General features: G+C 42.7%; 15 protein-coding genes and 1 pseudogene (1 of these 16 only partly in view). 9 read left to right on the plus strand and 7 right to left on the minus strand.

What is annotated here, in order from left to right; all coding sequences use genetic code 11:
• The 3 genes in view from L650_RS24705 to L650_RS0108765 are tightly spaced (at most 1 nt apart) and all read left to right on the plus strand, a layout consistent with a single transcriptional unit that may run on beyond the window.
• Positions 1-37, plus strand: the 3' end of a protein-coding gene (locus tag L650_RS24705; RefSeq protein ID WP_262974671.1) for an AMP-binding protein. It extends 863 nt beyond the left edge of the window; only the last 37 of its 900 coding nucleotides appear in the window; its start codon lies beyond the left edge, outside the window; the stop codon is at positions 35-37.
• Positions 24-1,130, plus strand: coding sequence for an AMP-binding protein (locus L650_RS24710; protein WP_262974672.1), 1,107 nt, complete (start codon positions 24-26; stop codon positions 1,128-1,130). Before L650_RS24705 ends, L650_RS24710 begins: the two co-directional genes overlap by 14 nt.
• Before the next feature lies 1 nt (position 1,131).
• Positions 1,132-2,007, plus strand: a complete 876-nt coding sequence (locus L650_RS0108765) for a bile acid:sodium symporter family protein (protein WP_029772864.1) — start codon at positions 1,132-1,134, stop codon at positions 2,005-2,007.
• Here the strand turns inward: L650_RS0108765 and L650_RS0108770 are convergent.
• Complete coding sequence (locus L650_RS0108770; protein ID WP_029772865.1) at positions 2,004-2,912, minus strand: LysR family transcriptional regulator; 909 nt, start codon at positions 2,910-2,912, stop codon at positions 2,004-2,006. The two genes, L650_RS0108765 and L650_RS0108770, sit on opposite strands and share 4 nt — an antisense overlap.
• A 115-nt stretch (positions 2,913-3,027) precedes the next feature.
• On the opposite strand from L650_RS0108770, the gene L650_RS0108775 reads away from it, so the two are divergent.
• Genes L650_RS0108775 through L650_RS0108795 form a run of 5 tightly spaced genes read left to right on the plus strand, consistent with a single transcriptional unit; the run spans position 3,028 to position 7,626 of the window.
• Entirely contained in the window at positions 3,028-4,248 is a 1,221-nt protein-coding gene (locus L650_RS0108775; RefSeq protein ID WP_029772866.1) for an acyl-CoA dehydrogenase family protein, read from the plus strand.
• Positions 4,249-4,257: 9 nt separating this feature from the next.
• Positions 4,258-5,079, plus strand: coding sequence for an SDR family oxidoreductase (locus L650_RS0108780; RefSeq protein WP_029772867.1), 822 nt, complete (start codon positions 4,258-4,260; stop codon positions 5,077-5,079).
• 12 nt (positions 5,080-5,091) lie between these two features.
• Positions 5,092-6,165 (plus strand): phosphotransferase family protein, encoded by a 1,074-nt coding sequence (locus tag L650_RS0108785; RefSeq protein ID WP_029772868.1) that lies wholly within the window; start codon positions 5,092-5,094, stop codon positions 6,163-6,165.
• A complete protein-coding gene (locus L650_RS0108790) occupies positions 6,165-6,869 on the plus strand; it encodes a histidine phosphatase family protein (RefSeq protein WP_029772869.1) in 705 nt (234 codons plus the stop codon). Before L650_RS0108785 ends, L650_RS0108790 begins: the two co-directional genes overlap by 1 nt.
• 10 nt (positions 6,870-6,879) lie before the next feature.
• Positions 6,880-7,626, plus strand: a complete 747-nt coding sequence (locus L650_RS0108795; RefSeq protein WP_029772870.1) for an SDR family oxidoreductase — start codon at positions 6,880-6,882, stop codon at positions 7,624-7,626.
• A gap of 89 nt (positions 7,627-7,715) precedes the next feature.
• On the opposite strand, the gene L650_RS0108800 is transcribed toward L650_RS0108795, so the two are convergent.
• A complete protein-coding gene (locus L650_RS0108800; RefSeq protein WP_004586261.1) occupies positions 7,716-8,288 on the minus strand; it encodes a hypothetical protein in 573 nt (190 codons plus the stop codon).
• A 193-nt stretch (positions 8,289-8,481) separates the two neighbouring features.
• On the opposite strand from L650_RS0108800, the gene arfB reads away from it, so the two are divergent.
• Positions 8,482-8,895, plus strand: a complete 414-nt coding sequence (arfB, locus tag L650_RS0108805; RefSeq protein WP_024033019.1) for an alternative ribosome rescue aminoacyl-tRNA hydrolase ArfB — start codon at positions 8,482-8,484, stop codon at positions 8,893-8,895.
• An 81-nt stretch (positions 8,896-8,976) separates the two neighbouring features.
• On the opposite strand, the gene L650_RS0108810 is transcribed toward arfB, so the two are convergent.
• The 5 genes and pseudogenes from L650_RS0108810 to L650_RS0108830 form a co-directional block, all read right to left on the minus strand.
• The gene (locus L650_RS0108810; RefSeq protein WP_029772871.1) at positions 8,977-10,026 is read right to left on the minus strand and encodes a DUF2955 domain-containing protein; all 1,050 of its coding nucleotides are present in this window, start codon (positions 10,024-10,026) and stop codon (positions 8,977-8,979) included.
• Positions 10,027-10,036: 10 nt separating this feature from the next.
• Positions 10,037-11,101, minus strand: coding sequence for an HlyD family secretion protein (locus L650_RS0108815; RefSeq protein WP_029772872.1), 1,065 nt, complete (start codon positions 11,099-11,101; stop codon positions 10,037-10,039).
• An 8-nt stretch (positions 11,102-11,109) separates the two neighbouring features.
• The gene (locus L650_RS0108820) at positions 11,110-11,583 is read right to left on the minus strand and encodes a MarR family transcriptional regulator (RefSeq protein WP_029772873.1); all 474 of its coding nucleotides are present in this window, start codon (positions 11,581-11,583) and stop codon (positions 11,110-11,112) included.
• Between the two features lie 119 nt (positions 11,584-11,702).
• A complete protein-coding gene (locus L650_RS0108825; protein WP_029772874.1) occupies positions 11,703-12,587 on the minus strand; it encodes a spermidine synthase in 885 nt (294 codons plus the stop codon).
• Positions 12,580-12,766 (minus strand): annotated as a pseudogene (locus tag L650_RS0108830) (glycosyl transferase); the annotation flags it as partial. The pseudogene L650_RS0108830 and the gene L650_RS0108825, both read right to left, overlap by 8 nt.

Consider the following 12,766-nt stretch of genomic DNA (forward strand, 5'->3'; position numbering starts at 1 on the left):
TAGCCACAGGCATAGCCTCGGTTATGAAAGGCTGTAAAATTTTACTCGCAAGCCCTTCTGGCTTTAGAGGTAAAAACATCATTCAAAACTTACTCACCCTAATTAATAATTACGATGTAGCCGTTATGACCGCCGTACCTACGGTTTACGCTGCTATGGTTGAGCAAATTACCTCGCAAAAAATATCGGTGCCACCGCTTAAAATGAAGTTTGCCATTTGTGGGGCCGCGCCGCTTTCATCAGATTTACAAGCCCTGTTTACTAAACTCACAAACACCCCACTGGTAGAGGGTTATGGCTCAACTGAGGGCAGCTCGGTAAGTACGTTAATGCCTGTAAACCCAATTAATAAAGAGGCTTCTGTAGGGCTGCCAATACCTGGTATTACGCTTAAAATTGCCGATATAAACGAGCAAGGCACGCTTGTTAAAATTTGCGATACACTCGATGTTGGCGAAATAATAATAACTGGTAATAACGTATTTCCCGGTTACGTAGAAGATGCGCATAACCAAGGCGCATGGGTAGTTGATGAAAACGGCCAACAGTATTTTAGAACCGGCGATTTAGGAAAAATAGATGAGAGCGGGTATGTATCTTTATGTGGTAGACAAAAAGAGCTAATAATACGTGGCGGGCACAATATAGACCCCAAAATGATAGAAGATGCCGCAACCAGCCACCCCGATGTAACCCTTGCAGCCGCCGTGCCACGCCCCGACAGCTACGCAGGCGAAGTACCCGTACTTTACGTAACGCTAAGCCCAAATAGCACGCTTAAACTTGATGCTCTCACCGCGTATGTTAGCGCCAACATACCTGAGCGAGCAGCAATACCAAAAGCTATTTATATAATTGATGAAATACCGCTTACTGCCGTAGGTAAAATTTATAAGCCCGAACTGGTTTGTCTAGAAATAAAACAAACCATTACAGAGGCTCTTAGCGAGCAATTAATCAACAAAGCCGTGCAAATAAATGTGTTTGCTGATAAAAAGTTAGGCATAAAAGCCACAATTTTAGTTAATGAAGATGAGTTAAACGCGCTGCAACAACAGATAAAAACGCTGCTAACCCCGTACTCATTTAACTACGAAGTGCTGGCATTAAAAACAACAGAGGCCGCCTAATTTGAACGCATCATTTTTAACAGAAATCATACTCCCACTCGCCCTTACCCTTATTATGTTTGGCATGGGGCTTGGGCTTACAGTTGGCGACTTTACGCGGCTTTTTAAAAAGCCCTTAGCAATTGCTATGGGCTTACTAGGCCAAATTATTGCCATGCCGCTACTGGCTTTAGGTTTGTGTTATTTACTTAATTTACCTACGCCTATAGCAATAGGGTTAATGATTTTAGCCGCGTGCCCAGGTGGTACTATGTCAAACGTAGTGAGCCAGCTGGCAAAGGCTAATTTAGCGCTTTCGGTAAGCTTAACCGCTGCCTCAACCGCTATTAGCATTATTACCACACCGTTTATTATTGGCTTTGCCATGCACCAATTTGCGCCGCAGGACGATGCTAATTTTTCTATATTAACTACATCTCTTGGGCTGTTTGTCATTACATTAGTGCCTGTTGCCATAGGTATAAGCCTGCGCCATTTTAAAAGCGAGTTTGCGATTAAAAGCGAGCCGTTTTTTAGACGTTTTTCGTTATTTTTTATGCTCGCCATGATAGCCGCGTTAGTAATAAAAGAACGCGCCTTACTGGCAAGCTCGTTTGATGCTGTATTTTGGGCCTGCCTTGCATTAAATATTGGCGCAATGGTCATTGGCTTGCTCATAGCTAAGCTTTCAAACCTTAATCTGACCGATTCACTAACACTTGGGATTGAGGTAGGGATTCAAAACGCATCGTTGGCTATTTTAATTGCTATAAGCTTTTTAAATAAGCCCGAATACGCAGTAACGGGCGGTGTATATGGCCTTGCCATGTTTATTGGGCCGCTATTATTAATTGCTGGGCTTAAGTTTAAAAACAAACGCTTTTTTTATAGCTATTAACGTTTAAAAATATGCTGTACTTGCCCGCGTAACCATATTAAAGCGTCGTCTTTATCAGTACTTTGATGCCAGTATAAATGCTGATAAATAGCAGGCATAGTAGTGGGCACGGGGCGTGCTATTAGCGTGTCGTCTAGCAATTGACTGGCAACCATTGAAGGTAAAGTAAGTAAAAATGGCGCGTCTTTTATTACCTCTTTCGCGGCAAAATAATTTTGACAACGTATAGCCACCTGCCTATTAAAACTCAATTGCAATAACGCAATATCTTCAATAACAGTGCCGGTTGCTCGATTAGATACCGCAACATGCTTAGCCGCTAAATAATTGTCTATATTGAGTTGGTTTTTAAGCGGGTGGTTTTTTTTCATGAGTACACAAAAGTGATCACTTGAGAGAACAGCGTGGCTAATGGGCGCTTTTATTGGCCGTGCTACATCAATTGCCATATCTATTTGATGATTAGCTAATTGCTTATGCATATCTTCACGGCTTAATTTTACGCTCGCTAAGCTTGCATTGGGAGCATGTTTTGCCAGTGCAAGTTGCAATTTAGGCAAAACAATAGGCTCTATTGCATCGTGCAGAGCTATTTTAAAAGTTTGCGCAGTGGTCGCTAAATTAAAGTCACCGCAGGCTTGTAGCACTTGGCGTAATTTTTCGAGTAAATCTATTAGCTCGGGTGCCATACGTTGGCACGCAGGGGTGGGGAGCATTAATTGCCCTTGGCGCTCAAATAACGGATCGTTTAATACACTGCGCAAACGTTTTATAGCATGGCTAACTGCTGAGGGCGTTATGTATAGCACCTTTGCGGTTTCGCTCATGTTTTTTTCACGGTATAGGCATTCAAATATTTTAAGTAAATTTAAATCCAACTGCTGAATATTTTTAGCTTCAATCATTATTACCCGCTCATATTATGAATGCAATTCACACTTAACTGGTAATATATTTCATTTAATTCATTGGGGCGAATGTTTTATGCTGGCTTAACTAAAAAATAAACAGGCAACCCTAATGAACTTTGAGCCAAGCCAAAAAAGCCAAGACTACCTAAAGCGTGTAACCGCCTTTATGGATGAACACGTATTGCCTATTGAGCAAGCAGTAGTTGCGCATAACCATGCTAAAAATAATTCAAACGATTGGACCACTTGGCAACTAAGTGAGCACATTGAGCCATTAAAAGCGAAAGCAAAAGCCGCTGGCCTGTGGAACTTATTTTTACCCGATGCAGAACTAGCACAAGGTTTAACCTGCTTAGAGTACGCCCCTATTGCAGAGCAAATGGGTAAATGTTTATTTGCCTCAGAAATATTTAATTGTAATGCCCCCGACACCGGCAATATGGAAGTGCTTTATCACTTTGCAAATGATGAGCAAAAACAACAGTGGTTAACCCCATTATTAAATGGCGATATTCGCTCAGTATTTGCCATGACCGAGCCCGATGTCGCTTCATCAGATGCGACAAACATGCAAGCAACCATAGATGTTGATGGCGACGAGCTTATTTTAAATGGCACAAAGTGGTGGACCACCGGCCTTGGTCATCCTAATGCCCAGGTGGCTATTTTTATGGGGCTTTCTAATCCCGAAAACGATAAACACAGCCAGCATTCAATGGTACTTGTGCCGCTAAACACACCCGGTGTAAACATTAAGCGTATGCTAAGTGCCTGTGGCGATTTTGATGCCCCCTACGGCCACGGCGAAATGGAATTTAATAACGTACGCGTACCAAAACAAAATCTTATTTTAGGGTTAGGCAAAGGTTTTGCCATTGCACAAGGGCGCTTAGGGCCTGGGCGAATTCATCATTGTATGCGCGCAATTGGCGCAGCAGAGCGCTGTTTAGAGCTCATGATTAAACGCGGGCTGTCGCGCAGTGCTTTTGGTAAACCCTTACTTAAATTAGGCGGTAATTTAGAACGTGTAGCGCAAGCGCGTATGGCGATAGATCAAGCTCGTTTATTAACCCTGCACGCGGCATGGAAAATAGACACTCAAGGCGTTAAACACGCCATGACCGAAATATCGAGCATAAAAGTAGTCGTGCCTAATATGCTGCAAATGGTCTCAGATATGGCAATACAAGTGTTTGGGGGCGCTGGGGTGTCGAGCGACTTTCCTATTGCCTCGTTTAATGCAATGGGGCGTATTTTGCGCCTTGCAGATGGCCCAGACGAAGTACATATGGGCATGGTTTCGCGCCTCGAACTTAACAAATACCGCTAAGGCAACACCATGAAAACACGACTAATAATAACAGGTGGAGCCACAGGGCTGGGTAAAGCGTTAGCCCTGAGTTACGCAAGTAATTTGGGCGCTAACTTACAAATTTGTATTGCCGATATAAACGCCGAGCGTGCAGCCACAACCATTAGTGAGCTGCAAGCACTAAAAGCCGATGCCTTTTTTTACGCCTGCGATGTAACCAAGCAAGCAGATGTAAAGGGGCTTTACGATATTATCCAGACCAAGTGGCAGGGCGTAGATATTGTTATAAATAACGCAGGCGTTGCCACGGGCGGCTCGCTTGAGGGCGAATCGCTTGAGCAATGGCAGTGGATTATGGATATTAATTTGCTCTCTATGGTGCGGGTGTGCCAAACGTTTTACCCCGCCTTTGTGCAACAAGGCGGTGGCTACTTTATTAATATAGCTTCACAAGCTGGGCTTACCCCTATTCCGTTTATGAGCAGTTATAACGCCGTAAAAGCGGCGGTTATAGGTTTTAGCGAAACCCTAAAGCTCGAACTCGCCCACGATAATATAGATGTAAGTATTGTGTGCCCGAGCTTTTTTAAAACCAATCTTGATGAATCCATGCGCACCAGCGAGCCGGCCATGAAAACCATGCTTAACCGTGCCTTTGAGCGCTCTCCCATAAACGCAGAGCAAGTTGCCGATATTATTTATCAGCAGTCGCTTAACCGCCCATTTTTAATTTTGACCCATAAATTAGGTAAACAGGCCTTTTTAATGAAAAAACTACTCCCCATTGAGTGGTACATTAAAAACATGCTGAAAAAAACACGCTCTATGCAACGTTTAAAATCAAAATAATAAAGGCTAGCAATGAACACACAATTATTAGATCAAGCCAAAAACGTACGCCAAGGCGAAGAGCTCGACACACAAAAAGTAGATGCCTGGCTTAAACAGCACCTTACACAGTTAACTGGCGAGCCAAGTGTTACTCAATACGCAGGGGGGGCATCAAACTGGACCTACTGCCTAGAGTACCCAGAGCAATCGCTTATATTACGCCGTGCTCCCAAAGGCACCAAAGCCAAAGGCGCACACGATATGGGCCGCGAGTTTAAATTACAGCAAGCGCTAAAACCAGTTTACAGCTATGTGCCAAATATGGAGGCGTTTTGCGACGATGAAAACATACTCGGCACCGACTTTTACGTTATGGAAAAGCTTACGGGGATAATTCCGCGTAAAAATTTACCACGCGGATTAACCCCCACGCCCGAGCGCACCAAAAAGCTGTGCGAAAACGTACTCGACTGCCTAGTAGAGTTACACAAAGTAGATTACAAACAGGCCAATTTAAGCCATTTAGGCAAAGGCGAAGGCTACACCCAGCGCCAAATTAGCGGCTGGAGCGAGCGCTTTACTAAAGCCAAAACCTGGAATGTACCCAGCGGTAAAAAAGTCATTAAGTGGCTTGAAAACAACATGCCAAGTAACGAGCGTATTTGCATAACACATAACGATTTTAGGTTTGATAACGTTGTGCTTGATGCAAACGACTACACCAACGTACTTGGTATTTTAGATTGGGAACTTGCCACACTTGGCGACCCACTTATGGATTTGGGCAATACATTGGCTTACTGGGTAGAGCCAGGAGATGACTTTTTAGCCCAAGCCACGCGCCGTCAACCCACTCACTTAGAGGGTATGCTAACGCGCAAAGAAGTAGTGGCCTACTACTGTAAAAAAATGAATATAACCGTAGATGACTTTACCTTTTACGAAGTGTACGGGCTATTTAGACTTGCCGGCATTGTGCAGCAAATTTATTACCGCTATCACCATGGGCAAACTAAAAACCCCGCCTTTAAACACTTTTGGGTCTTTGTACATTACCTTTTATGGCGCTGTAAAAAAGCCATTAACAACCAAGGTAAAGTCTAATGTGTATTTTATATTTAGTACGCCACGGGCAGGCCAGTTTTTCGGCTGATAATTACGATACGCTCTCAACAAAAGGGCAACAGCAAGCCACACTACTGGGTGAATATTTAGCACAAAAGCAGCTTACGCCCGATGCAGTATTTGCAGGCAGTATGCTGCGCCATAATCAAACCGCAGAGCTGAGTTTAGTAAGTGCTAATAATGTGCCGGTATTAATAAACGATGCGCGATTAAACGAGTACGATCACGAACATATTTTAGCTGTTTATAACCCACAGCTTGCCACCCCAAGCCAAGTTCGCGCGGTACTTAGCAAGCAAGCAGAGCCTATGGAATATTTTAAAACGGTATTTATTAGCGCCATACAGCAATGGGTACTCAATCCCGACAGCACTCAATATAACGAAAGCTTTAATGCATTTACTGCACGTGTACTTGGCGCGCTTGAACAAATAGCCAATGAAAACCACGGTAAAAAGGTACTTATTTATACCTCTGGCGGGCCTATTAGCATTATAACCAGCCATTTAATGGGGCTAAAGCTCGAGCGCTTTATTGATATTAATTGGAGCTTAGTAAACGCAGGCGTAACCAAAGTAGTGGCGCGCGGCAAAGGAAAAAATCAAAAATTAACGATAAGCAGTTTAAACGAGCATCACTTTTTAGAGTGCCACCCACAACAAAAATTAATTACATACACCTAAGGAGCTAATTATGCGCAAAAACATACTAATAACAGGTGCAAGTTCAGGCTTAGGCAAAGGCATGGCAAAAGAGTTTGCAAAACAAGGTTGTAATCTTGCTTTATGTGCTCGGCGCTTTGAGCTATTAGAGCAGCTAAAAAGTGAGCTTGAACAAATAAACCCAAATATAAACATTAGCATAAAAGTGCTTGATGTTAACGACCACGAGCAAGTATTTAGCGTATTTAACGCCTTTAAAGATGAGCTTAACGGCCTTGATAGAGTGATTATAAATGCTGGTATGGGCAAAGGGGCTTCTATTGGTACGGGTTATTTCAATGCCAACAAACAAACCGCACAAACTAACTTTGTGGCCGCACTTGCCCAGGCTGAGGCCGCAATGGAAATTTTTAGAGCGCAAAACCATGGTCATTTAGTGACTATTTCATCTATTAGTGCTGTACGTGGTTTTAGGCGCGCCATGACTGTTTACGCCGCCACTAAAGCGGCTATTACCTCATTAAGTGAAGGCATACGCATAGATGTAATGCACACGCCTATAAAAGTAAGCTGTGTACATCCAGGTTTTATAAGAAGCGAAATAAACGAAAAAGTAAAAACAGTGCCGTTTATTGTTGATACCGAAACTGGCTGCAAAGCACTGGTAAAAGCAATAAATAAAGAAAAAGCCAACAGCTTTGTGCCAAGCTGGCCGTGGGCATTCCTGCATTGGATTTTACGAATAGCGCCGCTGAGTACAATTCGTAAAATGTCGTAAGGTTTTTAAATTTTAGGCATTAAAAAAGGTGGCAAATGCCACCCTTTATATACGTGTTTACTTAACCTAGGTTTAGGTTATTTGTAAAATTATAGTAGTGCAAAAATCTTTTGCAGCTGTGGCATGTACTCGCTCACAAGCTCAAGGTTGTTTTCGCTTACTAGTGGGTCTGTAGATTCTTCAGCCGCGCTTGAAGCCTTACCAAACGAGCCCATTAACGAGCTAGCGTCACTGCTTTTAGCACTTTTAAGGCTTTGCAGGCCACCCATTACTTTATTTGCTGTTTCTTGGTTTTCAGCTGAAAGACCCGATTTGAGGTTTTCGATGTAAGCCATAGATACTTCTGAGCCAACTGATACTAATTCTTCAGGCGAAAAACCGTAACGGTTAGTAATATCGGCAAAGCTTTTATATAAGCCTTGCTCTTTAATCATGCTTAATGCGCTATTAGCAAGAGAGCTTTGCTCTTCAACATTTTGATCAGCAGAGCCACCTAGCATGCTTGCTAAATCTAGGTTTTTTAACGAATCTTGGCTGCTAGCCCAGCTAGAAACAGCCGGCAGTGCTTTCATGTAGCTTTGTAATTGGCCTTCGCTAATATCTTCTGCAAGGCTTGAAAAACTCATTGCTAGTAAGCTAAGTGATAAAATTATTTTTTTCATTGGGCGTTTCCTATTATTTAATTAAAGCCATTAAAAACTAAATGTAAGCGCTTGCCAATACATAACTAAAGTATTAGGTGTAATTAGGCTATAAAGTAGTATAAATACTTTAAAGTTCTATAACTTAAGCTGATTCAGCACAAATATAGTTACAAATGTTATACTGCATTTTTGTCGATAAGAGCTGAACGTAATGTTAACTATTTCAAATACTGTCACTATAGATGAATGGGAACTAGAGCTAACTGCTATACGTTCGCAAGGTGCCGGTGGCCAAAACGTTAACAAAGTAGCCAGCGCCATTCATTTACGCTTTGATATTAACCGCTCAAAGTTACCCGATTTTTACAAAGAGCGTTTATTAAAGCTAAACGACTCTCGGATCACCAAAGAGGGCGTGGTGGTAATTAAAGCCCAAAGCTTTCGCACCCAAGAGCTTAACCGAGAAGATGCACTAAAACGTTTAAAAGATTTAATTTTAAGTGCAACCAAGGTAAACAAAGCCCGCCGCGCAACCAAGCCAAGCCGTAACTCGCAGCGCAAGCGCATGGATAAAAAAACCAAACATGGGCAAACCAAAGCCTTGCGCGGTAACATTAAGTTATAACTCACTAAGTTTATAAGGCTTTACAGTAAAGTATGCTTAATTTACGCCTACAGCTAATAGTTAACCGTAGGCGTAAGTGGGTTATTCGTAGGTATGATGGCGGGTGGCACTAAAGCGATTTAATATATGGTGCATTACATACACCGCAGATAAACTTGCCACAATAGCCACCGCAACAGAGCTAAAGCGATACATGGCACTATAAACAAGGTCTTGCCCGGGGCCTAGTGAGTTGCCAAACAAAATACCAAACGTGGTTAACACACCAAACCCTATGCCCGGTGCGCCGCCACCAATAATATGAAAACGGCTAAATACAAACGATAACGTCCACAGTATAAGCACCGGAAACAATAAAAAGTCAGAGTGATTATACAATAACACTTGCGCCAACAACGCAGCATTACAGCCAATTAATGTACCAATAGCGCGCTGCCAACCGGCCATACCTGCGGCTTTCCAGCACAGCGAAAACAAAATTAATACCGATGAGGCTTGCGCCGATATTGAATCTTGTAAATCGAGGACTTGAAACGCCACAAACGAAAGCGTAGCAACCGTTGCGCATAATAATACCTCATGGCGAATGCTTTCTTTGGCTTTAGCGGGTACCGCCCTCACGGCACGCGCGGTTACATCAGGAAAAACACCATGCATAACTAACGCAATAACAATAGAGAGAACAGTAGCCAAACCATTACTTAAAATAAGCGGGTATACACTACTTGTACCGGTTACATAGCTTGAAAAGTGCAGCTGAATCGACAACCCAACCACGCCTAGTGCGCCAAATAAAAAAGCTGCGCCTGAGCTCATTTGATAAAACAAAAAGCAAAACGCTAAAAATACAATAATGGTCATCAGTACCGGAAGGTGCGAAAACAAGCCCTGCATTATTAAAACCATTGGAATACTAATGGCGGCACTGGCTAAAAACTGGCGCACAATGCTTTTATTTAACACCGGTACTAAACCAAGTAGCAACATAGGGTAAACAGTAAAAAATATACCGTATGGCCAGTTCATTAATTTACTAATAGTAAACCCTATGGTGCAACCACCGGCTATGCGCAGCGCTTGGCGTAAACCGTTTGAGTCTAATTGCGGTGCTTGGCTAACAGCTTGAGTCATACGGCCTCCATTAATAAATGTAGTGTAGCCAGCTAATAAACCTAATTTGAGCCGACGCTAACCATTGCCCAATTGTTGACTCTGGCAATAGTTGCACAGTGGCACGCGCACCACTTGGCATATTAGCAATTAATTTAGCATTATCTGGCATCACTAAATGAATACGCTGGCGCTGAGCATCGCGCACCCAACGATTACTGGTTTCGGTACTACTAAGCGAGCCATTTGCACTGAGTTGCCCATCGCTTACGCCTGCCTCAAACGTGCTTATATGCGCGTTGTAAACCTCACCTGGGCGGCTATCAAATACCACTCGCGCCAAACTACCTGGTTTCATATTTAGTAATGATTTTTCTCTAAAATCGGCAACAAGGTCGGCCTTATTAGCCACTATAGCTAAAAGCGGGCTACCCGTTACCGCATATGCGCCATCAAGTAGTTGTAAGTTAGAAACCACACCAGCGCTTAGCGCACGCACTTGGGTGTACGATAAGTTAAGCTCGGCTTGTGCTAATTGGTTTGCAGCATGGCGAAGCGCTAAGTTTTGCGCGCCGCTTTCGCCGCGGGCAAGTACTGCTTCTGCCAATTGCGCTTCTAATGAGGCGACATTTGATTTACTTGCTTCAAAGTTAGCTTTAATGCTTTCAAGCTCTTGCTCTGAAATAGAGCGCTGCTTAAATAATGCTACGCCACGGTTATTAAGTAATTGCTGTTCGTGCAGCTTTGCCTTGGCCGCCGAAATTTGCGCCTCCAGCGCTTTTACATTGGTATCTAAACGTTTGTTTTGTAATTTAGCGTCGTCCAGGGCGAGCTGTGCCTGCTCTAGCGCTAATTTATAAGGGCCTGAGTCTATTTCAAACAATACATCGCCAGCTTTTACGGTTTGATTATTATTAACCAATACCTTAGTAACACGGCCACTTATTTGTGGGGCAATCTGCACCACAGGATGATATACCCGCGCTTGCGGCGTTACCGGCATAAACATGTCGGCAATTAAATAGTAAACAAATATAACAACAAAACCCGCTAACGAAAGCCTTACATAACGAGTAAATTTTTGATCTGGTGTCATTGTGTCTCTTACTCTTTACTTTGATTTTTAATACAGTTTAGTGCGTTTTTTTCCATATTGACGATGCCATATGCAAGCGCATCGAGTTGCTGTGTGCTTAGCCCGCTGTATAGCTGGCTTTTAATATCAATGAGTTTTTCGTTTAGCGACTGTAAAATTGCCCCACCTTGCTCGGTAAAGTAAATTTTTTTACTGCGTTTATCGTGCTCATCAACTTTACGGGTAATTAATAGCTGCTCTTCTAATTGCTTTAATGTGCGAGTAAGCGAGGGCATTTCTATTCCTAAACTCTGCGCAAGCTCAAGCTGTGTTATGCCCTCGCCCAACATATTTATATGGGTTAGTGCCGTCCAGCGCGATTGCGTAAGCCCTAAAGGTTCTACAGCTAAAGTGATGGTCTCACGGCACAGCCTATGAACCCGCCCCATGTTACCAATAATGGTTAAATCGAGCGTTTCGTGAAAAGGTTTTTGAGTAGTCATAACCACCTCAAATTAGTTAGCATGCTAAGTATATTAGCATTAGTTAGCGTGCTAAGTAAATATTGAGGGGTGTTGCAAATAAAAAAGCCCCAATACTGGGGCTAAATAAATTTGTGGATTTAAAAATTAAGGAGGTTAGCAGGGGAGTATTGGTCAGTAAGCACTTTTGTATTGGCAGGCCAATCTTGCTTGTTTTTGGTGCTTTGCATATAGGTACTAATTGCTTTTAAATCTACATCGTATTTTTTTAAACGCGGGTTAAGTGCTTTAATACGCTGATTAATTTGCGCCTCAGTAGGCATAGAGTTTACACCCGCTAAAATAATACGGTTAGAGCGATTAGCACGGCTTACGTTAATAAAATCACCAAACACGGCGTGGTAAGTTGCCGACTCATGTTCGTATAATTTACTGCTCGAAAACGTATTAGCGGCAATTACACCGCCCTCGGCCAATACGCTTTTTACCTCTTCAAAAAACTCTTTGGTGAGTAAGTGCTCAGGAATATAATCGCCGTTAAACGCATCAAGAATAATCCAATCGTACTTTTGCTTTTTAATGGCTGCGCGCTTTATAAATATACGCCCGTCTTGCACGCTTGAGGTGACCGCATCGTTTTCTATAAAGTTAAAATAGTTACGGGCTACTTTTAAAACGGCGGGATCTATTTCAACATTATGAATTTTAGCTGCAGGGTAAAGCGCATGAATGACATTAGAAAGCGTACCGCCACCTAGGCCAATAATAAGCACATTTTTAGGGTTGTCGGTTACTAAAAGGCTGGCAAACGTAAGTTTTGTGTAGTTAAAAACCAGTTTGTCGGGGTTGTTTTTGTACATACAACTTTGGCTGGTTTGGCTACTTTTTGTATTAAATTTTAAGCAGCGAAGGTCATGTGTTTCATCAACAATAATATTGCGATATAAAGAACGCTCCTCGTGCACTACATTACTGTGCGCCGCAACCGAAAACAGTACCGCTAAAAATAATAAACAGTTACGCATGGGTAAGCTCCTTATTACCAGCAAGGCTATTAACAGTAATTGCCAGCACACCTAACAGGCCCAAGGTTAACGCAAAGGCACTTATAATGGTGTTTACATCAAACGCCAGTACAAAGTAAAACGAGGTAATAATAGTCCCTAAGGCGCTACCCAACGTGCTTACAAAATATAAAATACCC

It is taken from the genome of Pseudoalteromonas sp. TB51 (assembly GCF_000498055.1).
In the GTDB taxonomy this organism is placed as follows: domain Bacteria; phylum Pseudomonadota; class Gammaproteobacteria; order Enterobacterales; family Alteromonadaceae; genus Pseudoalteromonas; species Pseudoalteromonas atlantica.